Consider the following 26,065-nt stretch of genomic DNA (forward strand, 5'->3'; position numbering starts at 1 on the left):
TCCATGCGTAAAAAATTGAAAAATAAATACTAAATTTAACCACAAATGAATCGATTTTGAGCGCTTACTTAGCTATGCTCACTTTCATCCGCTGCAAGTGGTTCACTTTGCCCGCCCTATCCACTATAGCGAAGGTGTGAAAATGTTCATATTTGTTACTTGTATAATTAGTAGAACTAGATACATTTTCGACATCAGAGAAAACAAACTCATTAAACCTGTAGTTCAGTGAGCCTGTATATGTCCATTTTTTGTTTTTGTATAATGGAATGTTTGAAATAAAATTTACTTCTCGCTGACTATCAATTGTACCTTTACTAAAGTTCTCATCAAATAGTTTTGAAGTGAATGCCGTTGGTCCTTGTAGATTGTATTCGAGGTTAAACATTCTTGTTTTAGGAAATTCTCCTTTAATTTTTTTACTAAAGGTAGCTTTTAAAATGGAGTCATTATTTTGAGCCAAAAGTATAGAAGCACTAATTAATGCTATGAATGTGAATTGAAGTTTTAACATACTATATTTAATTAAAAGTCGATCTGAAATCTTTGGGTGTTACCTTGGTTTTATTTTTAAATAATTTACTAAACGATTGCGGATGCTCAAAGCCTAGCTGATACGCAATCTCACTTACAGATAAGTTAGTTGTTACTAATGTTTCTTTTGCCTTTTCTATTAATTTGTTGTGAATATGCTGTTGTGTACTTTGTCCTGTGAGTGTTCTCAACATATCACTTAAATAATTGGAAGAAACGTTCATTTTTTCTGCAAAATATTGAACTGTTGGAAGTCCTAATTCTATATGTTTATCTTTTTTAAAATAGTCATCAAGCAATTCTTCCATTTTGCTCAATAAGTCATTTCCTGCTTTTTTTCTCGTTAGAAATTGTCTGTTGTAAAAACGATTACAATAATTCAACAATAATTCAAGATGCGAAACCATTACATCTTGACTAAACTGATCTATTGATGTCTGATATTCTTGCTCTATATTATTAAATATTCCTTCGAGCATTTTTTCTTCTTTTTCTGAAAGATGTAGGGCTTCGTTTACTGCATAAGAAAAAAAGCCGTAGTTTTTTATAACTTTTCCTAATGGATAATTTAAAATAAAGTCAGCATGAAAAACTAACCAATATCCTAAGACTTTGTATTTATCTTCGCTGCTTACTGATAAAATTTGTTTTGGTGCTGTCATTGCCAATACACCTTCATCAAAGTCATAGTAGTTCTGTCCGTATTTTAATTTACCACTTACATTTTTTTTCAGGGAAACGCCATAAAAATGAAGCAGAAAATGTAGTTCTTCTGTTTTTTCAGATGATTCTACATCACCCATATTAATCAAACTGATTAACGGATGAAGTGGTTTAGGTAATCCCATTAAGCGATGCAGCTCTGAAATGGAATTGATAGCGAAATGATTTACAATTTTTGCCATTGGTCAAATTAATAACAATCAACAACACTTGTTTTGAACTTACATTGTTGACTTTTAAGGTTACTATTATAGTAGATTACTTTTTCGCAAATATCCAAGCCCACGCAATAAACAGAAACTGAATAGGTAGTCTTATGATGCTTGCCACAAACTTCTCATTACCTGTTTTGTAGTAGCCTATGCCTTCAGGAATGTGAATTGCAAATAAAAATACTATCAACTTTGCAATTATCAACTTTGCAGCAATTGCTCTTGTTTTAATTGGTATCAACAGCACTGCTAAAAAAATTTCCACAATGCCACTAATAATGATTAAAGTTTTTTGAGCTGGCAACCAAGAAGGCATCATTGCAAAATACTGCTCAGGTTGTATAAAGTGCATTGACCCCATAAAAAGAAAGAAAGTTACTAACAGGTAGAGTAATACGATTTTTATTGTTTTCATATTAAAATTCATATGTAAGGTTCGTTAATTTTTCAGACACTTTCCATAATTTTTTTGCTAAATCTTTGTCATAAGATTTATCACTTGACTTTACCAATTTAGGGTATCCTTTCAATTCCATCATTTTGGTTGGTCCAAAATACTCAGAACCTTTTACATTCTCGTCTGTGGCTGCTCGTAAAATGGGCAGTGTTCCAATTTTGACATTTTGGGCAAGAATATTATTTAATATAACAGACATTAAAAACCCTGAATTTGCTTGTAGGTTTGTTTTTGTATAACCTGGATGTGCCACAGTTACAATAGTATTGATATTGTTGGTTTTCAAACGTCTGTCTAATTCATAAGCAAAAAGCAAGTTAGCCAATTTGCTTTGGGCATAAGCTTGGTCTCTGTTATATGATTTTTCAAAGTTCAAATCATCAAAGTGAATATCAGGCTTCATACTTTCTGTTTTATGAACGATGCTGCTTTGAACCGAAACTCTTGAATTTGGTGTGTTTTTAAGTATATCCAAAAGCAAGCCTGTAAGTAAGAAATGCCCTAAATGATTAGTGCCAAATTGAACTTGAAAATGCTGTTTTGTTACTTCTCTTTTGGGTGGATTCATCACACCAGTATTATTTACCAAAACATCAAGTTTTGAATACTTGGAATGAAATTCATTTGAAAAATTTCGGATTGAATAAAAGTCAGCCAAGTCCAATTGCATTAAGTCTAATTTTGCATTTGGATTTTCTTTCTTGATAGCTTCTAAAGCTTCATTCCCTTTCTGCAAGTTTCGAGCGGTCATGATAATGTGAGCCCCTTTTTTACTCAACACTTTTGTTGCTTCAAAACCAAGTCCACTGTTTGCACCTGTGATTAAGAATGTTTTTCCTTGCTGCGAAGGAATGTTGTTTGTTGTCCAATTTACATTTTCCATATTATTAAATATTTTTAATTAGAGTGTAAAATTGAGTTGTTTTCAAATTTTATAATTAGCTTAATCAAGGAATATTGTGTTTAAAACACTTGACTTTAGTTGTAATTAAAATGAATTTTAAAGTTTAATCATCCTAAAAACTAAAAAAAATGAAGGTTTTGTTTAGTTTCAAATAATAGAGAAGGTAACTAAAGAGCAGTTATATAAATAATAATAAATTGAAACTAACGAGCAATATAAAAATACTCCTCGTTAGTTTAATTTTGAGCGCCTTATTGAATATGTTTTGGATTAAATCCGTCTTCACTCAGTTCCTGATGAACATAATCGGCAACCATTTCAGCTTCATAATCTACTTTTTCTTCTTTAGAGAATTTAGAGATTAATTTTTCCATTGCTTCATATATTGCAGGAACAACAATTAAAGTTAAGAATAACGATGAGATTAATCCACCAATAATTACCCAAGCCAAACCGTTTTTCCATTCAGCACCAGCACCAGAAGCCAAAGCAATTGGTAACATACCGAATACCATCGCAATAGTTGTCATCAAGATAGGACGAAGACGAGCGTGATTAGCTTGAATTAATGCAGTTCGGATGCTTTCACCAGCTGCTCTACGCTGGTTTGTATAATCCACCAACATAATCGCATTTTTACACACTAGACCAATAAGCATAATAATACCCAAAATGGTAAAGATGTTCAATGAATTATTAGTTAAAGCCAAGGCTAACAAGGCACCAATAAACGATAAAGGAACGGCGAATAATACCACAAACGGGTGCGCAAAGCTGTCATATAAACCAACCATAACCAAATACACTAATATAATAGCTGCTAACAATGCAACTCCTAATGTACCAAAACCTTCACTTTGGTTTTCTTGGTCACCACCCCAAATGTAACTTACACCTACAGGTTTTTCTAATTTATCTAATCGTTCTTGCCATTGTTGTACAATTGTTCCTGATGGTACCCCAATATTTTGTCCTTGAACCGTAACCGAAGCCGATTTATCTCTACGTTCTAACTGGCTTGGTCCTGAACCTTCGGTAATAGTTGCAAACTGACTTAATTTAATTTGTTGACCAGCATTGTTTACAAAGATTAAGTTACTTACATCATTAATATTTTTTCTGTCGAATTCGTTATACTTAATGTTAATATCATATTCATATTCTCCAGCTCTAAATTTACCATCAGTATTTCCACTATAAGCCGTTTGCATAGTCATACCAACAGTTTGAAGTGTTAATCCTAAAGAAGACATTTTATCTCTATCAACTTGAACATTAATTTCTGGATTACCATCTTCAACAGTTAATTTAATTTCATTTGTACCTGGAATTTGACGTAATTCAGCTTCAGCCATTTTTGCAAACTTCATTGCACTTTCTACATTTGGACCTAAAACCACTAACGCCAATGAAGCGTTTTCAGCAGTACCAATAATACCTACTGGAACGGTTTTTACTTTAGCTCCAATTAATATTTTTTGAAGTTCACGTTTTACTTTTGCAGCATACACTTTGGCTTCATCTTCACGTTCGCTTTTATCTACCATCTTCACATCAATCTCTGCTTTGTAGGCTGTAGCTTGTGATGCTCCCATACCTTCGCTGGTTTGACCTACGGTTGTAAATTGTGTTAAAACATCTTTTTGATTTTTTAAGAAAGCTTCCGCTTTTTGAGTCATCAAGTTGGTTTGTTCTAATGAGGCCTCTTTTGGCATTTCAATTTGAACTAAAAACTCACCACTATCAGAAGAAGCGAAGAATTCACCACCAATAAATCCTGCAGGAATTAAAGCAATTGAAGCAAAAAAGATAAATGAAACAATAGCTAAAGTAGTTTTATAATGATCTAAACACCAAGTTAATAAACCTGAAATCCAGTTAGTAAAACGAGTTAAATAGTTTTCAAATCCAAGGATGATTCTTCCGAAAAGATTTTTTCCTTCAATTTTTTCCAATTTTCCAAAACGAGATGACAACCAAGGAATAATTGTAAACGAAGCCAATAATGATAATAGAGTTGAAATTACAACCGTCATACAGAATTGGGTAATAATGTTAGAAACCAAACCAGTACTCATAGCAATAGGCAAGAATACTACTACGATTACCAATGTAATTGAAGTTACTGTTCCACCAATTTCGGCTGTTCCGTCATATGCGGCACGAATACGGCTTTTACCCATTTCCATATGCCTGTATATATTTTCGAGTACAACAATGGCGTCATCCACCAAAATACCTACAACCAACGAAAGTCCTAATAAACTCATTAAGTTTAAGGTATAACCTAAAAGTGAAATTCCAATAAAAGTTGCAATTAACGAAGCTGGAATCGATACCATTACGATTAATGAGTTTCTAATACTATGTAAGAAGAAAAGCATTACTAATGCCACCAAAATAACCGCAATTAATAAATCGTGAATTACTGAATCGGCAGCTTCAAGTGTAAAAATAGTACTGTCTTTGGCAACGGCTAATTTTAAATCGTTTACTTTATATTCGGTTTCAAGTTGATTAATAGTACTCATTACTTTTTCACTTACCGCAACAGCATTTGCATCAGACTGTTTGATAATTTGCAAGATGATAGCACTTTTTTGGTCAACACGAGCAATTTTCTCAGCTAGTTTTTGAGTGTCTTGAACATCGGCTATATCTTTTAAACGAATTTGAATTCCGCTTTGTGATGACACTACCAAATTTCTTAATTCGTCTACATTTTTATATTTTCCAGCTAAACGGATTAATATTTTTTGATCGCGGGTTTGAATATTTCCAGTAGGGAAATCTAAGTTTGATGCTAAAATCATTTGCTGAACTTGTGGAACAGATAACCCGTAACCCTGCATTTTAGTTGCATCAAGATTTACTTGAATTTCTCGTTCTTGACCGCCAATGATATTTACTTGCGCAACGCCTTCAACACGTGATAAAACTGGCGATATTTTTTTGTCAATTAAATCGTAAAAAGCAGCTTCGTCCATTTTTCCATTTGCTCCCAATGTCATAATAGGCATATCGCTTAATGAGAATTTTGTCAGTGCAGGTGGATCAGCGTCATCAGGTAAATCACCTAAAATAGCGTTGATTTTTCGTTGCGCATCGTTCATTGAAATATCAACATCAGCATTAGATGTTAACGTAATTGAAACGATTGACAAACTTTCGTATGATTTCGAATCAATTTTTTTGATGTTTTCCAAAGATGCAATCGCATCTTCCACTTTTTTGGTAACCGTATTTTCAATTTCACTTGGCGAAGCACCAGGATATACGGTAGAAACCGTAATTACGTTGGTTTCAAATTTAGGAATCAATTCGTAACCTAAATTGCTATAACTGAATAGTCCACCAAGTGTTAGAATTGTAAACAATACAATTACTAACGACGGACGTTTGATCGATATTTCTGCTAATTTCATTTTTTTTATTTGCTTTAGGCTTTAAGCTTTAGGCTTTAAGCGGTTTCTTTATGACTTTAAGACTTTCGGCTTTAAGACTTATTTAATAACTTCAACATTGCTTCCATCTTGTAAGTTGATTTGTCCGGTTATAATTACAATTTCTCCGTTAGATAATCCGTCTAAGATTTCTACTTTGTCTCCTAAAATTCTACCTGCTGTTACTTTTTTAAGTTTTGCTGTTCCGTTTTCAACTACAAAAATTTCGTTGCTGCTAACACTTCCAACAAATGCATTTCTTGGTACAATTTTCAACATTTGTTTTTGTTGGTTTGAAGCAAATTTTGCTGTTCCATACATACCCGCTTTTAAGTCGTTTGAAGTATTGTTTGTGATTTCAATTTCAACTGGGAAGTTTAAACTTGCATCTGCTTTTGGAGCAATAAAAGTAATTTTTCCAGAAAATTCTTTATCAGGAATCACATTTGAACCTACTTTAATTACGCTTCCTACTTTTAAACTTGCAACTTGATTTTCATTAACCGTTACGTTTAATTTTAATTTAGAAACATTTACAATTTCGAATAAATCGGTAGATGGCATTCCTGTCAATATCGAACCTGGTTCAATGAATCTTTTGTTGATAAAACCACTGATTGGTGCTTTAATTTTAGTGTCGTCAACATTAATGTTTGCTTGAGTTAAATTTGCTTTTGCATTTACCATTGCTAATCTTGCTTGGTCTAATTGTTGTTTGGTTACACCACCAGTTTTAAAAGCATTTTCAAATCTAGTATAATCTGCAACAGCATTTTGATATACTGCATTTGCGTTTTGTGCATTTACATTTATTACATCACTTCTTACAATAGCAAGCGTTTGTCCTACAGTTACATAATCACCTTCTTTAACCAAAACTTGGGTTACTTTTCCAGATTTTTCAGCTTTGAAGATTAATTCTTGAATAGGTTCAAAGTTTCCGTTTGATACGAAATCTAATGAAACTTCCTCTGTTTTTACAGTATCAATTTTTACAGAAACTGACACGTTTTTTTCGGCAACAATTGCTATTTTTGCTTCGTTCTCTGCTTTGTTTTTAGTTAATATAAATCCAATTAAACCTAATGAAGCTAAAATGATTACTATGGTTATTATTGTCTTTTTCATTTTAATTATTTATTGGTTAGTGTTTTAAGTTCGCCTTTTGATTTTATGAATTGAATTTCTGCTAATTTGTATTCTAAAATAGCATTAGTATAATTGTTTTGTGCTTCAACCATTGCGTTTTCAGCATCTAATAAATCGGTTAATGCAGCTAAACCTTGCGTGTAATTGTTATTGGTATTATCAAAAACTTCTTGAGCAAGTTGAGCGTTTTCTTTTTGATTGTCGATGGTTATCAAACTGTTTTCAAGTTGTTTTTTTGCATTATCAAAAGCTAAATCCAGTGCTAATTTTGTGTCATCAAGGTCAACTTTTAAAGAACTTAAAGAGTTGTTAGCTTGTCTTACTTTTGCTCTTGTTCCAAATCCAGTAAATAGTGGAACTCTTAAACTCAATCCAATAGAAGCAAAATCTGACCAATAAACGCCATCTAATGGTTTTGCAAATAATGGCATTTCTGGACCTTGACCGATATAGTTGTAACTTCCGCTTAATGAAAGTGTCGGATAATAGGCTGCCTGAACTGCCTTTTTTTGGTACGTTAGTAATTGTTCTTGTTTTTTTAGTAACAAATATTCGGTTCTCCCCGTAACATCAGCTATTGATGATAAATCTTGTGGTGTAACTTCGAAAGCAGTATTAGGAATGATGATTTTGTTTTCCATTGGCATTCCCATATAAAATTTTAAAGCATTTTCTTGAAGCGAAATCGCATTTAAAATTTGTTGACGTTGTGAATTGATATTATTTACACGAACCGTAATTCTATCAAAATCAATTTTTTTAGCCAAACCATTATCATATTGACCTTTGATGATGTCTTTTACTTTGTTTGTATTTTTTAAGTTATTATCAATCACAATAAGTTTTTGTTGCTGCACATACACTTGATAATACGCATTTGCAACACGTTCAATAACTTGTTCTTCGGTTAATTGGGCATTTACTTGATAAAATTCTCTAGTAGATTTCGCTGCTTTCAAACCTGTAAAAACAGATTGATCAAATAAAGTTTGGGAAAGTGAAACGCCTGCAATTGAGTTCCATTCTTGTCCAAGTGGTGCTAAAATAGTAGTTCCTGGTGCTCCAAAAAAATCGCCAGGTAAAGCATTTAATTGAAGAATAGGATTGTATGTCATGCTTCCATTAGCCGAAATTTGCGGTAAAGCTCTTGAACGAACTTCTTGAATTTTATACTCGCTATTTTCTACTTCTAATTTTGCTTTCTTAGCTTCTGCTTTGTTTTCAAGGGCAAAAGTGATAGCATCTTTTAATGTTAGTGGTGCCACTTCTTGCGCACTTACCGACAGTGTAAAAGTTAATAATGTTATGAGGATTGTCTTCTTCATTGTTTATATAATTGGGTTTTTAAGGTGTTTTTCTAATTCAATAATTCCAGCTAATGTTGCCATAGCTCTAATGTGATATTCTAATGCTTTATGCTCTAGAATATGAGAGTCTTTTTCTAGTATGATGGTTTCATTTATATTAAAAATTAAAATCTGATAAAATTTCACATAGTCATCAATAGCTACATCCTCTCTATATAAGCCTTCTTTGATTCCTTTAATGATGTTTTTTCGAAAACAAACTGATAAAATATCAATTTGTACTATGTTTACTTTTTCATAGATATCAGGATAATGTTTTTTGAGTTGATAAAGTAGTGAGGTATCCGCTCCTTTAAACATTTCTCTGAACATTCTTTTCATTTCAAAATTATCTTCTATAGCATTAAAACCTTGTTCATCAATTATAGCTATAATTTCTTGTACTTCTTTATGAGCCAGTTCTATAGTGTTTTCTATCAGATCATCTTTGTTACTAAAATATTTATAAATAGTTTTTTTAGATATTCCCATTTCACTTGCAATATCATCCATTGTTACACTTTTGAAACCTAACTTCAAAAACATATCTTTTGATTTACTTATAATTTGTTCTTTCATCCGTATTATTTTTTGACAAATATAGACAAGAAACTCTGAAACTAAAATAGTTTCCAAGTTTTTATGAAATAAATAACATTTAAAGATTTAATAATGAAAGATTTAATTAAGTATTATGGCTTGTTTTATAGTAATCTTAAAGTTTTATAGATCATTTAGGTTTTGAAAATATACTGATTAAAAGGTTATTAATCATGAAAATATGTTTGTTTTAATTATCAATACTATAATCTATTTTAAATAGAAAAAGTGGAGGTAATTCTCTAAGAAATTTTAGTTAAGGATAATTTACCTTTCAAAATCTTCATATCCTCACTTACTTTTCTATCTAATACTTTTGCATAGTGTTGGGTAGTTCTCAAATTTTTATGCCCAAGCATTTTACTCACACTTTCAATAGGAACACCATTAGTGAGAGTTACAGTTGTTGCGAAAGTATGTCGGGCAATATGGAAGGTTAGTTCTTTTTCAATTTCGCAAACAGCTGCTATTTCTTTTAAATAGGCATTCATTTTTTGATTGGATAAAATGGGGAGTAATTTATCTTGATTATTACTTTGTGGATGGTTTTCATATTTATCGATTATCATTTGGGTCATTGGTAGTATTGGAATTTTAGAAGCACTTTCGGTTTTTTGTCTATGAGTGAATATCCATTGCTCTCCATCAATACCAAAGCTGATATGCGACTTTGTTAAGTTTTTGACATCTATGTAAGCTAAACCAGTAAAGCAGCTAAAAAGGAAGATATCGCGAACTAAGGATAGTCTTTCTGTTTTAAATTCTTTTTCAATTATAGCTTGAACTTCTTCTTCGGATAAATAAACTCGTTCCACTTCTTTTACTTTTGATTTATAGTTAGCAAATGGGTTTTTATCGAGCCAATCATTAGCCAAACATATCTTGATAATCTTATTGAAGTTCTTGATGTATTTAACCGCCGTGTTATTAGCACAGTTTCTAACACTTCTTAGCCAAAACTCGTAATCGGAGATAAAAGCATGATCAATCTTTGTAATATCGATATCTGAAATATTGTATTTCCATTGCATAAATTCAATGGTATGCTTGAGTGATGTCGTATAACGCTCTAATGTACCCGAAGCATATTCTTTACCAACTAATTCTTTTATTTTGTTGTTGTGGTCTTGGAAGATAGGAACGAGCATTCTTTGACGTTCTTCAGTACCAAGTAACTTATTTTTGAAATTTTCTATAGATAGGGTCTCGTTTCGATGAAGCAGTTCCATTTGTGCATCTAATACTTTTGATTTCATTAAATCAAGGTAACTATTGATTGAACGAGCTTCATCTGTTGTACCTTTCATTTTAGCTAATTCGCTTGACCATTTTGATTTTTCTACAAACTTTTTGGTACTGAATTCAAGTCGCTTCCCGTCAACTGTTAGTCTTACATAAATTGGAAGTAGTCCATTTGCATTGGCTTTTGTGCTTTTGGCATAAAAGTGAAGTGTGATTTTTGTTTTCATTGTGGTGACCAATTAATTATTACTCAATTTAAATTCCTAATTGAAATCAAACAAGATGTTTACTGACTGAACAAGCTATTGAACCAGTCGTTGAACCCAATGTTTGTAGGTGTTGAGGTAATTTAGCGAGACCCTAATTTTTGAATTTTCTAGGGTCTCGATTTTATCTCGATTTAAATAAGATTGAATGAATAATTTGGAATGTCTGCAAAAGAAAAAACCCTGTAAATCATAAGATTTACAGGGTTTTGCTACCGTTTAGGATTTTTTCAGCGGAGAAAGAGGGATTCGAACCCCCGGAGGTATTACCCTCAACAGTTTTCAAGACTGCCGCAATCGACCACTCTGCCATTTCTCCAGTATGTTGGTCTTGTTAGGTATTCCCTGAATGCGGGTGCAAATATAATGTCCTTTTTCTTTCTTTTCAAATAAAAAACATGATTTTTTAAAAATAAATCCCTCAGTTTTTACTTTCAGTATTTTTTATGTACCATTTCATCGAAAATAACCGTTCCAAAGCGTATTTTTGCCAAAATTAAAAAGGCATTATGCAAATTATTGAACATCTAAAATGGCGCTACGCCACCAAAAAGTTTGATCCAACAAAAAAGCTTGCTCCCGAAAAAATAGATATTCTTAAACAGGCTTTCAACCTAACCGCAACGTCTTTTGGCCTGCAAACCATCAAATTGGTCGTTATCGAAAACCAGAGCTTAAGAGCTCCTTTGGTCCTTCATGCCTACAACCAAAAACAAGTCTTGGAAGCTTCCCATTTGCTTATAATATGCGTTCAGGAAGATATTCTGGACACCGATGTGATAACCTATTACGACCATATCAAACAAAAAAGAAGCACCTCCGAAACCATCTTAAAACCCTACAGGGACGACCTCATTAAAACCATGCGTACAAAGTCTGTTGCCCAACGTCTCGAATGGTCCAAAAACCAAGCCTACATCGCCTTAGGCAACTTAATGACCGTTTGCGCCATAGAACGTATCGACTCTTGCCCCATGGAAGGATTTATACCCGATGCTATCGACAGCACCCTCGAACTTAACAAAATAGGATTGAAATCGGTACTGCTCCTCCCCGTTGGATATCGCTCGGAAACCGATATATTTGCAGATTTCGCTAAAGTGAGAAAACCAATTGAAGAAACCATTATAGAACTGTAAAAAACAGTTCCAACAACGCCTCAATGCCTAATTTAAAACAGGTAACCTAAAACATCAAATTAAAAATACACGCTATGCCAGGATTTGAATTATTTGGAAATTTAGAAAAAAAAGAAGTAACCGATGTGCTTGAAAACGGTGTGCTGATGCGCTACGGTTTTGACGGTATGCGCAACGGCCATTGGAAAGCTAAAGAGCTTGAAAAAGAGCTACAAAACACCTTTCAAGTAAACCATGCACAATTGGTATCAAGCGGAACAGCTGCCATTTCGGTTGCCTTGGCAGCAGCAGGTATTGGCGCTGGCGACGAGGTTATTTTACCAACCTTTACTTTTGTAGCCAGCTTTGAAGCCGTTATGATGCTGGGCGCTATTCCTGTTTTGGTGGATATTGATGACACCCTAACCCTATGTCCAAAAGCGGTTGAAAAGGCTGTAACACCAAAAACGAAAGCAATTATGGTGGTACAGATGTGCGGCAGTATGGCCAACATGGATGCGCTCCAAATAATATCCAAAAAACACGATTTACTGCTTATAGAGGATGCATGTCAAGCCATAGGCGCAACTTACAAAGGCAAGCCGCTAGGTAGTATAGGCCAGTTGGGGTGCTTTTCGTTCGATTTTGTAAAAACCATAACCTGTGGCGAAGGTGGCGCGGTTATTACCAACAACAAACAATACTACACCAATGCCGACCATTACAGCGACCACGGGCATGACCATACTGGCACCGATAGGGGTGCCGAATCGCATCCTTTTTTAGGGTATAACTTCCGGATTTCCGAACTTCATGCGGCGGTTGGGTTGGCACAGATAAAGCGGTTGCCCGAGTTTTTAAGTATTCAAAAGAAAAATTATAGTATGCTTCGCGAAGCATTGGCCCAAATTCCTGAGGTTACCTTTAGAACGGTGCCAGAAGGGGGTATAGAAAATTTCAGCTTTTTAAATTTCTTCCTGCCAAGTTTGGAAATTACCACAAAAGTTTCGGAACAATTTAGCCAACAAGGCATTGATGGCTGTTTTCATTATTACAACAATAATTGGCACTACGTTCGTAAATGGGCACATTTAAAAGAACTAAAGTCGTTGTTTCCTGTTCCCAATGAAGTGAAAGAGGGCTTAAAATACCTTCAAACGAACGATTTTTCCCAATCCGATCATTATGTATCCAGAAATCTGTCGTGTTTAATAAAATTATCGTGGACTGAAGAGCAGGTGCAAGCACGCGCCCTTAAAATGGTTGAAATTATTAAAAGTATTTTATAGTATTTACTTCACGTAATTTTAATACAGATAAAATTAAAGCATAAACATTTGATTATTAGTAATTTATTTTCTAATTTTAAATTATTGGAAATGCCTTACGCAGGACTCCATTATTTAATTTAAGGCATGGTTCCTTTTTTTAATAAAAGGGTATGTTTGAAATAGTTCCTTTTTGAATTGTTAATAGCAAAAATACCGTTCAATAGAAGTAATTGTAATTGGAAATGCTCACATTTTCAATACAATGAGATGTAACTATATATTAACCATTAAATGCCAATAATTATGAAACAAATGCTACTTTTCGCGACTTGCACCCTGTGTTTGTTGGTCGTTTTCCCTTGTGCTTCGCAAACTGTTTACAAACTAGACCAACTTTTAAGTTATGATAACGACTCCAACGTTCCGGCCGTTTGGGAACAGCAAACCACATTGCAATTTACCTATGCCAACGGTGGCAATAAAGAAACCAAGATACTGGCACTATCTTTTCCTGAAGGCGATAATTTGTACCAAGTAATTAAAACCTATAATGCAGGCAATTATGTTCAATTGGAAGTGGTTCAATATTGGAATGAAAGTTTATCGCAATGGTATGATGCCTCACAAACCATTTACACCTACGATGAGTCAAATAATTTAATTGAGGAAAAAGCTCAAACATACAATCCCATTACAATGGGATATCTCAACAATTATAGGGTTTTGAATGGTTATAGCGGCAATAATTTAACAACCGAAACCCGCCAAACATGGAATATAGGCACCAATACTTGGCTAAACATCGAAAAAAACGATTATACCTACTCGGGTAATTTGCCCACTTTAAAAATCTCCAGTACTTGGGATACCCCAAGCATGTCTTGGATACCCAACGAGCGGGATACCCCAACTTACTCAGGTAATTTGGTTACCAATGTTAAGGTGGACAAATATAATGGGGGCGTTTGGGAAGATTACGAAAGGATTGCCTTTACTTACAACGGGCAAGGTTTGGAAACGGAATATTTAAGCGAAATATGGAATGGTGCCGCATGGGTAAATGAATATAAAGACACCAGTATTTATGATGCCAATGGAAACCGTTTGGAATTTATTGAAGCCGTTTGGAACGGTACCGAGTGGGTTGGCGAACAACGGGTTGTAGCTTCTTATTCTATTGCATCGCCTTTAGCAACACGTTCCTTTGAAGTTGAAAGTTTCAAGGTATATCCAAATCCAGCATCCAATTTTATTACTGTTTCTTCTAATATACCTATTAACAATTTTGAAATGTATGATGTTTTGGGCAAAAAAGTCTTGTCTTCTTCTGAAGGCAAACAAATTAATATCGAGCACTTAAAATCTGGGGTTTATATATTAAAAGCATTTGGAAATAACCAAAGTGCAACCCAACGCGTGATCAAAAAATAGAAATACAACAAAGGTAATTACTTAAATGAAGAGGTTGGTTTTAAGTTTCTGTGCTTAAACCGGCCTTTTTTTAATAGTTTATATAATCTACAATCTCAATGCCATAACCAATCAAACCAACACGTTTACGCTGTTGCGTATTGGAAATTAAACACAATTTATGGATATCCAAATCGTGTAAAATTTGTGCACCAATACCAAAATCGCGTGTATCCATAGCGAGTTTTGGCGCTTTAAAAATATGATTGGGCTGTTGGTTTTCTTTTATTACCGCCAACCTATTCAAAATATCCATAGATGGTATTTCTTGATTGATGAAAATAACAGCGCCTTTGTTCGCATCGTTAATCACTTTAAACATGGCCTCTAGTTGCTTATCCACATTATTGGTAAGTGTGCCTAAAATATCATTGTTGATTAATGATGAATTTATACGGGTAGGTACTTCTTCCTGTGCGTTCCAGCTACCTTTTGTTAAGGCAATATGTATTTGGTTGTTTGTGGTTTGTTTGTAAGCGCGCAATCTAAAATTGCCAAAACGTGTTTCAATTTGAAAATCTTCCTTTTTCTCGATTAACGAGTCGTGCTGCATTCTATAGGCCACCAAATCTTCAATGGAAACAATTTTTAAATCCAGTTTTTTGGCAACTTCAATAAGTTCGGGTAGGCGTGCCATGGTACCATCTTCGTTCATAATCTCTACAATGACGCCTGCGGGTTTTAAGCCTGCAAGTCGGGCAAAATCGATGGCAGCTTCGGTATGTCCTGTACGGCGCAGTACCCCGCCCTCTTTAGCCACTAACGGAAAAATATGCCCTGGCCTCGACAAATCGAAAGGTTTTATATTGGGGTCTGTAAGTGCTTTTACTGTTTTGGCCCTATCAATTGCTGAAATACCGGTGGTTACCCCGTGCCCTCTTAAATCTACCGAAACGGTAAATGCCGTTTCCATGTGGTCGGTATTGTTTCTAACCATCATGTTAAGGTCCAATTCTTTGCAACGATTTTCAGTAAGTGGCGTACAAATAAGCCCTCTACCTTGAGTTGCCATGAAGTTTATCATTTCGGGAGTCACTTTATCGGCTGCAGCCACAAAATCGCCTTCATTTTCGCGGTTTTCATCATCAACAACAATAATTACTTTGCCGTTTCTAATGTCTTCTATGGCTTCTTCAATAGTGTTTAATTTAAAATTGCAAGCTGTGTTTGGTATCATGGTTTCAGTTATCATAGCGCAAAGATATTGGTTATTTTAAAGAATCAAGGCAATTTTGTTTCAAGTCTTCCTGAATTTTAACATTTAAGAAAACGTGGGTGATAAAGTAAAACGGAAATCCTATAACCAACAAAAATGGGTTTGGATTTTTATCCTTGTTTTTCAAATGCTTATAGAATTTGAATATGTTTAGCAACGATTTAATATAGTAAACTACAAATAAAAATATCGACACATAACATAGTTGTATGGATGCTATGGCCAACGATGGCAGTTTATTGTTTTTAAACACAAAATGAAGAATGAGCAACACTACCCCCAAGACGTATAAAGTAATGGCGAAATTTGAATGGTCTTTATAATCTTTGACCATGCGCTCTGAAACATCAAAACTCGTATCCAAACACAAGCCCTGTTCGCGCAATTGCTGGGTTGTTATACCTCGTTTATTAAGTAGGTTAAGTGCCTCAAATCGGGCATTTTCATCTAGGTTTAGTGTTTGGTAGTTTGTAATTACGTTTAACAAGGCGTCATTCTTATAAGCGTTTAAAAAGGTGTAACTCACACTGTCCTTTTCTTTAATATGGAACACTTTTTTTAAGGGCTCTAAAATACTGTCAAATTCAAACAATCCTTTATCGGCGGTGGCACGCTTGGTTAAAAATATGCCAAGTGGCAGCATGACCAATGTAGAAAACCAACTTGCCAATATGGGGTTGAAACTTCCGTTTCGGGCACTGTTTGTAGCAAAAATACCAATAAAATGGTAGGTTAAAAACAATATGATGGCCACGACCATGGGAAGCCCAATACCGCCCTTACGGATAAGAGCCCCAAGGGGCGCGCCCACAAAAAATAGGATTACACAGGCAAAACCCAAAGCAAATTTTTCGTGCAGGGAAATAATGTGCTTGTTTAACCATTCTTTTGAAACCTTCTGGTTTGCTTCCTTAGTTTCTATAAGTTGTTTTGCCGCTGAAAGACTGTTTAGTGCCATATCAACCATTTCTTGTTTTTTTGTGGTATCAAATACGTCTAAAATGGGCCCTAAATAAACAGAGTCTTTTGAAACTTCTTTTAGCATGGCGGTGTTGGCAACATTGGAATACCGCAAAAGGCTTTGTGAAAACATATCTTGTTCAAGGTCTTGCTTTTTTTCCAAGGAATCGATGGTCTTGTTCAATCCAACAACATTTAGCATGTTGTACTTGTCGGTTTGGTCTTGTTCATCAAAATCGACATTATTCATTTGCGACAGGTCGATATTGATGATGTACTTTTGAAATTTGCTTTTGGCAAAAGGTTTTTTCTCCCTTGATTTCAGGCTTCTTGTGGAAACATCGTTATAATAATTGCCGTCGCGTAAAATAAGCTTTAAAACGTTTGAATCTTTTTCGCTGGCAAGTTCGCCCGTTTTCGACCTAATTACGGTGGCATTGGTTCGCCCGTTGGTGCCTTTTATATGAATGGTTACATCGTCAAGATACTGGTCCCTATCCCCGTGCTTGTTTGTGAATTTAAGATTGTAAGTACCTACATCGTTAAATTGCCCTTTGGCCAGTAACATGGCGGGTTTTAATTTTGCAATGTTCCTGCGAAGGTTATAGGAATTGACTTCCGACCAAGGAATAACGTTGTTTGAAAAGAAAAAGGTAACAATGCCCAGAATTACGATAAAAATACTTAGCCCAGACATGGCACGTTGTAATGAAATACCAGTTGATTTCATGGCGGCAAACTCGTAATTTTCGGCAAAACTACCAAAAACCATGATGGAAGCCAGCAAGATAGTGAGTGGCAATACCAACGGAATAAGCTTGGGCATAAAATAGACCAAAAACTTAACAATAACCTCTATATCAAGGTCTTTACCAGACAATTCCCTGATATACAACCAAATGGTCTGTAAAACAAAAATCAGCATGAGTATAATAAACACGCTGAAGAAAGTTTTAAGATAGGTTGTTAGTATGTATCGGTCTAATATTTTCAAGTGGCCGTTGCTTAATTAAGCTTGTTAATGTAGTAACCTTTATATTTACTGGCATCAAAGGTAAATAAGGTTTTTGACAAAGGCTCGTTTGTTTTAAAAGAATTAACGGTAAGGGTGGTTTTTGTACCGTTTTTGCCTATTTGCATTAAATTATAAATATGCTTGGTTTGTGTATCGATGCCTAAAAGAATGTATTTTATTTCAGATTTAGAATCAATGGGCGTAAGTTTTACTAACTGTATTTTTCTGCCGTTAATATTTTGTTCAATATCCATAACATAGGTATAACCATCTTCGTAAAAGGATAGCATTTTACTTGGTGTAATAGCTCCTTCATCGTTGTCTTTTTCTGTTGAAATGGTTACTTCTTCATCTTCAGTACTAATATTATAAAGTTTTTTGCCATCAAATAATCTGGTAACTCCCAAAATGTTCAATTTATACTTCTCCCCTTGCATCACCACATCGCCCTTGGTTTCTTGTTTAATTTTTTCGGCGGTATTTTCTAGCACATATTTAAAATCTATGGAAACATTATCGTAGCTTTTTACTTTTTGTGATACTTGATTTAACAGTGTTTTCGCTTTATTTTGAGAAAAAACGCTAAGCGATAAGGTAATGAATAAAATAGTTATGGTGTTTTTAATTTTCATTGGTATTGAATTATAAAATTTCATTTTCTAAATGTTTGTCTAAAGCGGTTAGGTCGGTTATAAGCACTTGTCTGGCCTTGCTTCCTTCAAAAGGGCCAACAATGCCGGCGGCTTCCAACTGATCGATTAACCTACCCGCCCGATTGTATCCTAACTTTAATTTTCGTTGTAACAACGAAGCAGAGCCTTGTTGTGCCGTAACGATCACTTCGGCCGCTTCCCGAAACAGTTTATCACGGTCTTCAATATCTATATCAAGACTTGTGCCACTTTCCTCCCCTATATATTCTGGTAAAAAGTAGGCGTTCGGATAGGCTTTTTGCGACCCGATAAACTCTGTAAGTTTTTCAATTTCTGGCGTGTCAACAAAGGCACATTGTACACGAATCAAGTCATTTCCTTGTGTAAAGAGCATATCGCCCCTGCCTATAAGTTGGTCGGCACCAGAACCATCCAGAATAGTGCGGGAATCTATTTTTGACGTTACCCTAAACGCAATACGTGCGGGGAAATTCGCCTTAATTATACCCGTAATAACGTTTACCGACGGGCGTTGGGTAGCAATAATTAAGTGAATACCTATGGCGCGCGCCAATTGTGCCAATCGTGCAATGGGTGTTTCTACTTCTTTGCCGGCAGTCATTATCAAATCGGCAAACTCATCAACCACTAGCACAATATAGGGCAAAAACTGGTGCCCTTCGTTAGGGTTTAATTTCCGTTCTTTAAACTTGGCATTGTATTCGGCGATATTTCTGCACAAGGCGTTTTTTAACAACTCGTAGCGGTTGTCCATTTCAATACAAAGCGAGTTTAATGTATTGATTACCTTGGTGTTATCTGTAATAATAGCATCTTCACTATCGGGAAGTTTCGCTAGATAATGCCGTTCAATTTTATTAAAAAGCGTTAACTCCACTTTTTTAGGATCTACCAAAACAAACTTTACTTCCGCAGGATGTTTTTTATAAAGTAACGATGTAAGTACCGCGTTTAAACCCACCGATTTTCCTTGCCCGGTTGCACCTGCCATAAGTAAATGGGGCATTTTTGCCAAATCGACCACAAAAGTTTCGTTACTAATGGTTTTTCCCAAGGCAATGGGCAGTTGCATTTCGGAGGTTTGGAATTTTTTTGAAGCTATTACCGACCGCATTGATACTACGGTGGCGTTTTTGTTGGGCACTTCAATACCTATGGTGCCTTTTCCTGGAATGGGCGCAATAATACGAATGCCCAATGCCGAAAGCGATAATGCAATATCATCTTCCAGATTTTTTATTTTTGAAATACGGATGCCCGCATCTGGTACAATTTCATACAGCGTTACGGTGGGCCCAATGGTAGCTTTGATGCTGGCAATACCAATGCTGTAATTTTTTAAGGTATCAACTATTTTGTTTTTATTATCCTCAAGCTCCTGTTGGTTGATGGTAATACCTTCAGAATCATACTTTTTTAGAAGGTCTAAGGGGGGAAATTGGTATTTTGAAAGCTCCAGGGTAGGGTCGAATTGTCCAAAATCTTCCACCAATTTATTGGATAGATTGTTGCTTTCTGAAAGTTCTTCGGCTACTTTTTCAACTTTCATTTCAATGTCAACATCATCTTCAAACACTTCATTTACAGGTTGTTTTACTATTAAAGGCGCTGTTTGAAGGGGTTGGTTTATTGGTTTAGGTTCTTTTTTTATAGGAACAGCTTCTTGTTCTGAAGGAATATCGAAAGCTGTTTTTATGGCAGCAGCTTCATCGGACAAATTATTATCGAAAGCAACAACAGGCTCGTCATCCGGATTGGAAAAATCGTTTTTAATTTTACTTTTAGCAGACTGGAACACGTTGATGAAATTCTCAAAAGTCAATTTAAAGCGTACCGCCAAATAGGTAATTAGTCCAAACAACAACAGCAACAAAGTACCTGTGATGCCTAAATAGTCTTGCAAATACTTATTAACCTCAAAACCCACGGTACCACCTAAAATATCTAGCGAATCGCCAAAAAAACCGAATAAAACAGACAACCAAACTACTATCAATAAGCCCCAAAACCAGTGCTTGAGCAATTTGGATTTGCTTAAATTCATTAAAACATACACGCCCGATAAAAATATAAGTCCTGCAATGATGAACGCCGCAATACCAAACCCACGCTGTATGAACAAATCGCTTAACCAAGCTCCCGATTTGCTTAACCAATTTTCGGTTTTCACTTCCCGCGATGTAAAATGTGAAAGCGTACTTTGATCGGCATCACCCGAAAAGAAGAAAGAAACAAAGGCAATGCATAGCAAAATGCCAAAAATGGCAAGAAAGCTACCAACCACCAATTTTTGTTGGTTCGACAACTTTAAACTTGGCATCTTTAATTTTTTATTTGATAGGTTATCGGTTCCTGTTTTTTTCTTCGCCATTAATGCGCTATTATTTTTTTGGACAAAAATACAAATTACTAACGTTAATCCTAAAGTTATAGTATTTTAAAAAATCTTGGGAATGTAGATAATTAATCCGATAATAATGGCAAAAAAAGCCGCAAAAAACACTGCTCCCGCAGCAATATCCTTAATTAAACCAATTTTTTTGTGATAATCGGGGTGTACAAAATCGGCCAGTGCCTCCACAGCGCTGTTTATGCCTTCTAGCCCCATTACCAGTGCAATTGCCAAAAGCTGCACCATCCATTCGGTTGAAGAAATATGAAAAAAGAATCCTGCCGCCGCAGTTAATAAAGCAATGGCAAACTGCACCTTAATGCTCGCTTCGTTATTTATAAGTAAACGTGCGCCTTTAAAAGCATAGCCTATACTTTTTAATCGTTTGGTTAGGAAGGATTCTTTTTTGGTCATTTACCGTTTCAGGATTAGGCCTGTAATGCCTTTAAAGCATCTTTATAATTAGGTTCATCAACAATTTCGCCAACTTGTTGGGTGTATAAAACCGTTCCGTTTTCATCTAAAACAATAACGCAACGCGCATGCAGGGCTTCCAAAGGGCCGTCAACAAAATTGAGCCCATAAGTTTTGCCAAAGCTTCCATCTTTAAAATCGGATAAGCTAATTACATTTTCCAAACCTTCAGCACCACAAAAACGTGCGTGGGCAAAAGGCAAATCGTGGGAAATGCACAGCACCTTGGTATTTTTTAATTGACCAGCTTCCTTGTTGAACTGTCTAACCGATTGTGCACATGTACCCGTATCTATACTGGGAAATATGTTTAAAACCAACCTGCTTCCTGCAAAATCGCTTAATTTTTTTGTTGATAGATCGGTTGCCGTTAAGCTAAAATCTGGTGCTTTTGTTCCTACTTTAGGAAGTTGGCCCGATGTGTTGATAGGGTTTCCTTTTAATGTTACTGTTGCCATTTTATTGTGTTTTAATTTTAGATAAAAATACTAATTATTACGTGTTATGAATGAATTGATGTTATAATTTTTCATTGCTTTTACAAAAACCGAAATGCAGCTCAAGCGCCAGATGGCCTCTATTAGGTACGATATGTGCGCCAAAATAGCAACTACGCCATGTACTTTCCTTTCTTGCTACCTTCATACATAACGTATTTTACAAAACGTGCTTCCAACTTGGCATTAAACAACTGGATTTTTCGCGAAGGGCGCAAACCTACGTGCTTTAGGGCATCGAGGTTGCTGGTAATAAACCAAGCGTCGGTATTGGGGTAGCTTTGTTTAAGGGTATCGCCAATGTTTTTATAAAACTCCTGCATATCAATATTTAAGCGCTCGCCATAGGGTGGGTTAAACACCATATGCAATTTTGCGTCGCCGCCTTTTTGGGTCTTAAAAAAGTCTTCATGCTTTACTTCAATAAAATCATCCAATTGAGCATTTTTAACATTTTCTATGGCTTTGGCAACGGCACTGGGCGCTTTGTCGTAGCCAACAATTTTATGATGGAAATCGCGTGTTTTACCCAGTAAGGACGCTTCAATTTTTTCAAACAGATCGACGTCCCAATCTTGCCAACGTTCAAAAGCAAACTCTTTGCGCATGAGGTTTGGCGGAATGTTGCAGGCTATCATGGCCGCTTCAATAAGCAGGGTGCCCGAACCGCACATGGGATCCATAAAATCCGATTGTCCATCCCAACCCGAAAGCATGATCAAACCTGCTGCCAGCACTTCATTCATTGGAGCGATATTGGTTGTCAGTTTATATCCGCGTTTGTGTAGCGAATCGCCCGAGGAATCTAACGAAATGGTGCATTGCTGCCTATCGATATGTACGTTTATTTTTAGGTCTGGAAATTTTAAGTCCACGTTAGGCCGCTCGCCCGAAGTATCCCGAAATTTATCAACAATGGCATCCTTGGTTTTTTGGGCGATGTAAAGTGAATTTGTAAACAGCTCGGAATGGATGGTCGCATCAACAGCAATGGTTCCGGTTGGTTTTACATATTTTGCCCAATCCATTTCGTACAGGTTTTTATACAAGTCGTGTTCGTTTTTTACCGAAAATGCATGAATGGGCTTTAATATTTTTATAGCGGTGCGCAACCCTAGGTTGGCTTTGTACATAAACCCTTTATCGCCTACAAACGCTACGCTTCGCACGCCCGTTTTTACCTGTTGCGCACCCAGTTGCGTGAGCTCGTTTGCCAACAAATCTTCAAAACCAAACAAAGTTTTGGCTACCATATTGAAATTTTCTTCCATTTTTTAAGTCGAATAGATTGCAAAAATAACGTAATTTTGCGGTTAATTAACGAGCAATTGCTGATAATGGGTTAGGGATTACTCATTTGTTTATATTTTAAACTAATGAATTCGTGAATGCTTTGCATTTGAAGCGGCATCCTTTTTAAAACTGGTTACCAGTGCACCTTAATAAGTACTATGGGTTGGCAAATTGCACTATGCTTGATAAACGCCATGACGTTTTAAAAAGATATAGCGGAAAGCCCGACCCCTCCCGATAGCTATCGGGATTGGGGGGTAACCCTAAAACAATTAAAAGATTTCTGCCTTCGCAGGAAGTTAAGATGAATAAAGACACAACAACTTGGTTTACTTCGTGGTTTGACACACCTTTTTACCATATTTTATATAAAGATAGAGACGATACCGAAGCACAGCATTTTATGGACAAGCTTACCGGTTACTTGAACATTCCGGAAGGTGGCAGCATATTGGATCTGGCCTGTGGAAAAGGGCGCCATTCCATTTATCTAAATTCTCTAGGCTTTGATGTTACAGGTGCCGATTTGAGCGAAAACAGCATTGGTTTTGCCAAACAATATGAAAACGACACCCTACATTTTAAAGTGCACAATATGTGCAAACCCTTTAACAAACCGTTTGATGCGGTTTTTAACCTATTTACCAGTTTTGGGTATTTTGAAAGTGATGCGGATAATTTAAGCACCATTAAAGCGATTAAAGCCGATTTGAACGCCTCTGGTTTTGGGGTTATCGATTTTATGAATAGCGACTTTGTAATGGCAAATTTAGTGCCCGAAGAGGTTAAAACGGTTCAAGGCATTAATTTCCATTTAAAACGTTATGTAAAAGATGGATTTATCATAAAAGATATTAATTTTACCGCCAATGGTAAGGATTACTGCTTTCATGAACAGGTTAGGGCTTTTACACTTGCCGATTTTGAAAAGCTTTTTGATGCGGCCGATGCCTATTTATTGGATGTTTTTGGCGATTATAAATTAAGCAAGTTCAACAAAAACACCTCCGAACGATTAGTGATGATTTTTAAATAGAATATTAATTAAATTTAAGTGCACCTGTTTAAATGTATAAATTTATATTTCCTGTACTGGCGGTCATTATCGGGTTTATTTTAGCCAACCTAACCCAAAAGCACAAATCGTGGAACACCAAGCTCCTGCTTTCCTTTAGCGGGTCGTTTTTGTTGGCATTAACCCTTTTTGAATTGTTGCCGGAAGTTTACGAACATTTGGAAAATAAAAAACTTGCCGGTTTGTACATTATGTGCGGTATCATGCTGCAGCTTATTTTGGAACTGTTCTCAAAAGGTGCCGAGCATGGGCACGTGCACATCCATAAACATGGTGCGGCATTTCCGTGGTCGCTGTTCATTAGTTTGTGCATCCATAGCTTTTTGGAAGGTTTTTCAATACACGACCACAATGATATGGTATATGGCGTTTTGGTCCATAAAATACCCATAGCCATGTTAATTACCATGTTTTTGTTCCAATCGCACTATAAAAAACCCCAAATCGCGGTGTTTTTATTGGTATTTGCTGGCATGACGCCCCTGGGCACATTTATTTCGCATACCTGGGAAACGGCGGCCCATTATTCACAAATTATGAACGCCCTGGTAATTGGTATCTTTTTTCATATTTCTACCACTATTTTATTTGAAAGTGGCGATGGCCATAAGTTTAACCTATCAAAATTTATTTCCATTGTCGTAGGGGTTGGTGTGGCCTATTTAATTTAACAGGACGGAAGACAGGTAACAAAATATTGAAACCTGAACCTTTTTTAAACTTTTTTCATGTTTAGCAAAGAAGAATCGCGCTTATTACGACAGGAATTCTGGACGAGTTTCGGGAAATCGTTTCCACGGAAATGGATTTTATACGACACTAAATTGAAAGGCTTTTCTTTTAAATTTCATTTTGACACCAAAACGGCCCTGGTGGCCTTGGATTTGGAAGACGATTTAGAATCGAGAATAAACTATTGGGAAAAATTAATCGCCTTAAAATCAATTTTAATAAATGATTTTTTGCCGGAAGCTATTTTTGAGGAAGCCTATATTCTTGAAAATGACAAGGAAATATCGCGAATTTATGTTTCCTTGGATAAAAAAGTATCCATCCACAATAAAAATAGTTGGCGCGATGTGATGCTGTTCTTCAATGAAACCATGAATTTGTTTGAAGCGTTTTTTGAAGACTATAAAGATGCCATTGAAAACTAAGATTTTTCATTTTTAATTCTTCATTTTCATTTTTAATTATTAATTATTAAGCTCCTTAATCATCACATAATCATCCATATAAAAACCATTTCCTATATCGGCCTTTAAAGGTTCCAACTTAACAAAGCCCCATTTTTCGTAAACATTTATAGAATTTGTATTATTAACATTTACGGTTAACCTAATGGTTTTTAATTGATAGCCTTTGGCTTTTTCCAGAATAAAACCCATGGCTTTTTTTGCTATTTTTTTACCACGGTAAGAACTTAATACATAAATTTTGCTCAAAAAAAGTGACGTTTCTTCTTTTTTAATCGCGATATAGCTTACGGGCATTCTATCAAAAGTGATTAAAAAATACTCGAAACCTAGTTCGACCTGCTGCTCAATAGCCTTGGCTGTCTGGAATTTTTCGAGCATATAATCAATTAGCGGTTTTCCAACCATAGGAATATAATATTCGCGCCAAATAGTATCGGCCAAGGCTTCAATTTGCAGAAACTGGGAAGCTGTTTGGGCGGGAATAATTTCAATCATAATTCAAGTTTATATTAATACGATTCCCGCCTGGGCAGGA

The 26,065-nt window shown here is 35.5% G+C and carries 23 protein-coding genes and 1 tRNA gene; 6 read left to right on the top strand and 18 right to left on the bottom strand.

Annotated elements, in window-relative coordinates:
* Positions 1 to 64: 64 nt before the first annotated feature.
* The 10 genes from GQO80_RS14475 to GQO80_RS14520 all read right to left on the bottom strand — a co-directional run bounded on the left by GQO80_RS14475 (position 65) and on the right by GQO80_RS14520 (position 11,195).
* A complete protein-coding gene (locus GQO80_RS14475; protein ID WP_157209083.1) occupies positions 65 to 514 on the bottom strand; it encodes a hypothetical protein in 450 nt (149 codons plus the stop codon).
* 7 nt (positions 515 to 521) lie between these two features.
* The gene (locus GQO80_RS14480) at positions 522 to 1,439 is read right to left on the bottom strand and encodes a helix-turn-helix domain-containing protein (protein ID WP_026726497.1); all 918 of its coding nucleotides are present in this window, start codon (positions 1,437 to 1,439) and stop codon (positions 522 to 524) included.
* Between the two features lie 76 nt (positions 1,440 to 1,515).
* Positions 1,516 to 1,884, bottom strand: coding sequence for a DoxX family protein (locus GQO80_RS14485; protein ID WP_051604491.1), 369 nt, complete (start codon positions 1,882 to 1,884; stop codon positions 1,516 to 1,518).
* Position 1,885: 1 nt separating this feature from the next.
* Positions 1,886 to 2,809, bottom strand: a complete 924-nt coding sequence (locus tag GQO80_RS14490) for an oxidoreductase (protein ID WP_157209084.1) — start codon at positions 2,807 to 2,809, stop codon at positions 1,886 to 1,888.
* 272 nt (positions 2,810 to 3,081) lie between these two features.
* Positions 3,082 to 6,255, bottom strand: a complete 3,174-nt coding sequence (locus GQO80_RS14495) for an efflux RND transporter permease subunit (protein ID WP_157209085.1) — start codon at positions 6,253 to 6,255, stop codon at positions 3,082 to 3,084.
* Between the two features lie 78 nt (positions 6,256 to 6,333).
* Positions 6,334 to 7,401 carry an efflux RND transporter periplasmic adaptor subunit gene (locus tag GQO80_RS14500; protein ID WP_157209086.1) on the bottom strand — a complete coding sequence of 356 codons (1,068 nt, stop codon included), beginning with the start codon at positions 7,399 to 7,401 and terminating at the stop codon, positions 6,334 to 6,336.
* Between the two features lie 5 nt (positions 7,402 to 7,406).
* Positions 7,407 to 8,747 (bottom strand): TolC family protein, encoded by a 1,341-nt coding sequence (locus GQO80_RS14505; protein ID WP_157209087.1) that lies wholly within the window; start codon positions 8,745 to 8,747, stop codon positions 7,407 to 7,409.
* A gap of 3 nt (positions 8,748 to 8,750) precedes the next feature.
* Positions 8,751 to 9,347, bottom strand: a complete 597-nt coding sequence (locus tag GQO80_RS14510) for a TetR/AcrR family transcriptional regulator (RefSeq protein WP_157209088.1) — start codon at positions 9,345 to 9,347, stop codon at positions 8,751 to 8,753.
* Between the two features lie 263 nt (positions 9,348 to 9,610).
* Positions 9,611 to 10,837, bottom strand: coding sequence for a site-specific integrase (locus tag GQO80_RS14515; protein WP_157209089.1), 1,227 nt, complete (start codon positions 10,835 to 10,837; stop codon positions 9,611 to 9,613).
* A gap of 273 nt (positions 10,838 to 11,110) precedes the next feature.
* Positions 11,111 to 11,195, bottom strand: a tRNA-Ser gene (locus GQO80_RS14520).
* Positions 11,196 to 11,385: 190 nt separating this feature from the next.
* On the opposite strand from GQO80_RS14520, the gene GQO80_RS14525 reads away from it, so the two are divergent.
* From GQO80_RS14525 to GQO80_RS14535, 3 genes are all read left to right on the top strand, one after another.
* Complete coding sequence (locus GQO80_RS14525) at positions 11,386 to 12,015, top strand: NAD(P)H-dependent oxidoreductase (RefSeq protein ID WP_157209090.1); 630 nt, start codon at positions 11,386 to 11,388, stop codon at positions 12,013 to 12,015.
* Between the two features lie 74 nt (positions 12,016 to 12,089).
* The gene (locus GQO80_RS14530; protein ID WP_157209091.1) at positions 12,090 to 13,283 is read left to right on the top strand and encodes a DegT/DnrJ/EryC1/StrS family aminotransferase; all 1,194 of its coding nucleotides are present in this window, start codon (positions 12,090 to 12,092) and stop codon (positions 13,281 to 13,283) included.
* 285 nt (positions 13,284 to 13,568) lie between these two features.
* A complete protein-coding gene (locus tag GQO80_RS14535; RefSeq protein WP_198037793.1) occupies positions 13,569 to 14,696 on the top strand; it encodes a T9SS type A sorting domain-containing protein in 1,128 nt (375 codons plus the stop codon).
* A gap of 70 nt (positions 14,697 to 14,766) precedes the next feature.
* Here the strand turns inward: GQO80_RS14535 and ribB are convergent, their stop codons facing one another.
* From ribB to GQO80_RS14570, 7 genes are all read right to left on the bottom strand, one after another.
* Complete coding sequence (gene ribB, locus GQO80_RS14540) at positions 14,767 to 15,912, bottom strand: 3,4-dihydroxy-2-butanone-4-phosphate synthase (protein ID WP_232333201.1); 1,146 nt, start codon at positions 15,910 to 15,912, stop codon at positions 14,767 to 14,769.
* Positions 15,913 to 15,943: 31 nt separating this feature from the next.
* Positions 15,944 to 17,905: an LptF/LptG family permease gene (locus GQO80_RS14545; RefSeq protein ID WP_157209094.1), complete on the bottom strand. Its 1,962-nt coding sequence runs from the start codon at positions 17,903 to 17,905 to the stop codon at positions 15,944 to 15,946.
* An 11-nt stretch (positions 17,906 to 17,916) separates the two neighbouring features.
* Complete coding sequence (locus GQO80_RS14550) at positions 17,917 to 18,558, bottom strand: LolA family protein (RefSeq protein ID WP_157209095.1); 642 nt, start codon at positions 18,556 to 18,558, stop codon at positions 17,917 to 17,919.
* Positions 18,559 to 18,568: 10 nt separating this feature from the next.
* Positions 18,569 to 20,971 carry an FtsK/SpoIIIE family DNA translocase gene (locus tag GQO80_RS14555; RefSeq protein ID WP_157209096.1) on the bottom strand — a complete coding sequence of 801 codons (2,403 nt, stop codon included), beginning with the start codon at positions 20,969 to 20,971 and terminating at the stop codon, positions 18,569 to 18,571.
* Positions 20,972 to 21,037: 66 nt separating this feature from the next.
* Positions 21,038 to 21,406, bottom strand: a complete 369-nt coding sequence (locus GQO80_RS14560; protein ID WP_157209097.1) for a diacylglycerol kinase family protein — start codon at positions 21,404 to 21,406, stop codon at positions 21,038 to 21,040.
* A 14-nt stretch (positions 21,407 to 21,420) separates the two neighbouring features.
* Positions 21,421 to 21,924: a thiol peroxidase gene (gene tpx, locus GQO80_RS14565; RefSeq protein ID WP_157209098.1), complete on the bottom strand. Its 504-nt coding sequence runs from the start codon at positions 21,922 to 21,924 to the stop codon at positions 21,421 to 21,423.
* A 152-nt stretch (positions 21,925 to 22,076) separates the two neighbouring features.
* On the bottom strand, positions 22,077 to 23,234 hold the full coding sequence (locus GQO80_RS14570; protein WP_157209099.1) for a THUMP domain-containing class I SAM-dependent RNA methyltransferase: 1,158 nt from the start codon (positions 23,232 to 23,234) through the stop codon (positions 22,077 to 22,079).
* A 326-nt stretch (positions 23,235 to 23,560) separates the two neighbouring features.
* Here GQO80_RS14570 and GQO80_RS14575 point away from each other — a divergent pair, with 326 nt between their 5' ends.
* The 3 genes from GQO80_RS14575 to GQO80_RS14585 are packed head-to-tail and all read left to right on the top strand — an operon-like array spanning position 23,561 to position 25,488.
* Positions 23,561 to 24,292, top strand: coding sequence for a class I SAM-dependent methyltransferase (locus GQO80_RS14575; RefSeq protein WP_157209100.1), 732 nt, complete (start codon positions 23,561 to 23,563; stop codon positions 24,290 to 24,292).
* Positions 24,293 to 24,324: 32 nt separating this feature from the next.
* Entirely contained in the window at positions 24,325 to 25,002 is a 678-nt protein-coding gene (locus GQO80_RS14580) for a ZIP family metal transporter (RefSeq protein ID WP_157209101.1), read from the top strand.
* A gap of 57 nt (positions 25,003 to 25,059) precedes the next feature.
* Entirely contained in the window at positions 25,060 to 25,488 is a 429-nt protein-coding gene (locus GQO80_RS14585; protein ID WP_157209102.1) for a DUF4268 domain-containing protein, read from the top strand.
* Between the two features lie 39 nt (positions 25,489 to 25,527).
* Here GQO80_RS14585 and GQO80_RS14590 read toward each other — a convergent pair whose 3' ends face one another.
* The gene (locus GQO80_RS14590) at positions 25,528 to 26,025 is read right to left on the bottom strand and encodes a GNAT family N-acetyltransferase (RefSeq protein WP_157209103.1); all 498 of its coding nucleotides are present in this window, start codon (positions 26,023 to 26,025) and stop codon (positions 25,528 to 25,530) included.
* Between the last annotated feature and the right edge of the window lie 40 nt (positions 26,026 to 26,065).

Origin of the sequence: Mariniflexile maritimum (assembly GCF_009746565.1) — a bacterium.
Lineage (GTDB): Bacteria > Bacteroidota > Bacteroidia > Flavobacteriales > Flavobacteriaceae > Mariniflexile > Mariniflexile maritimum.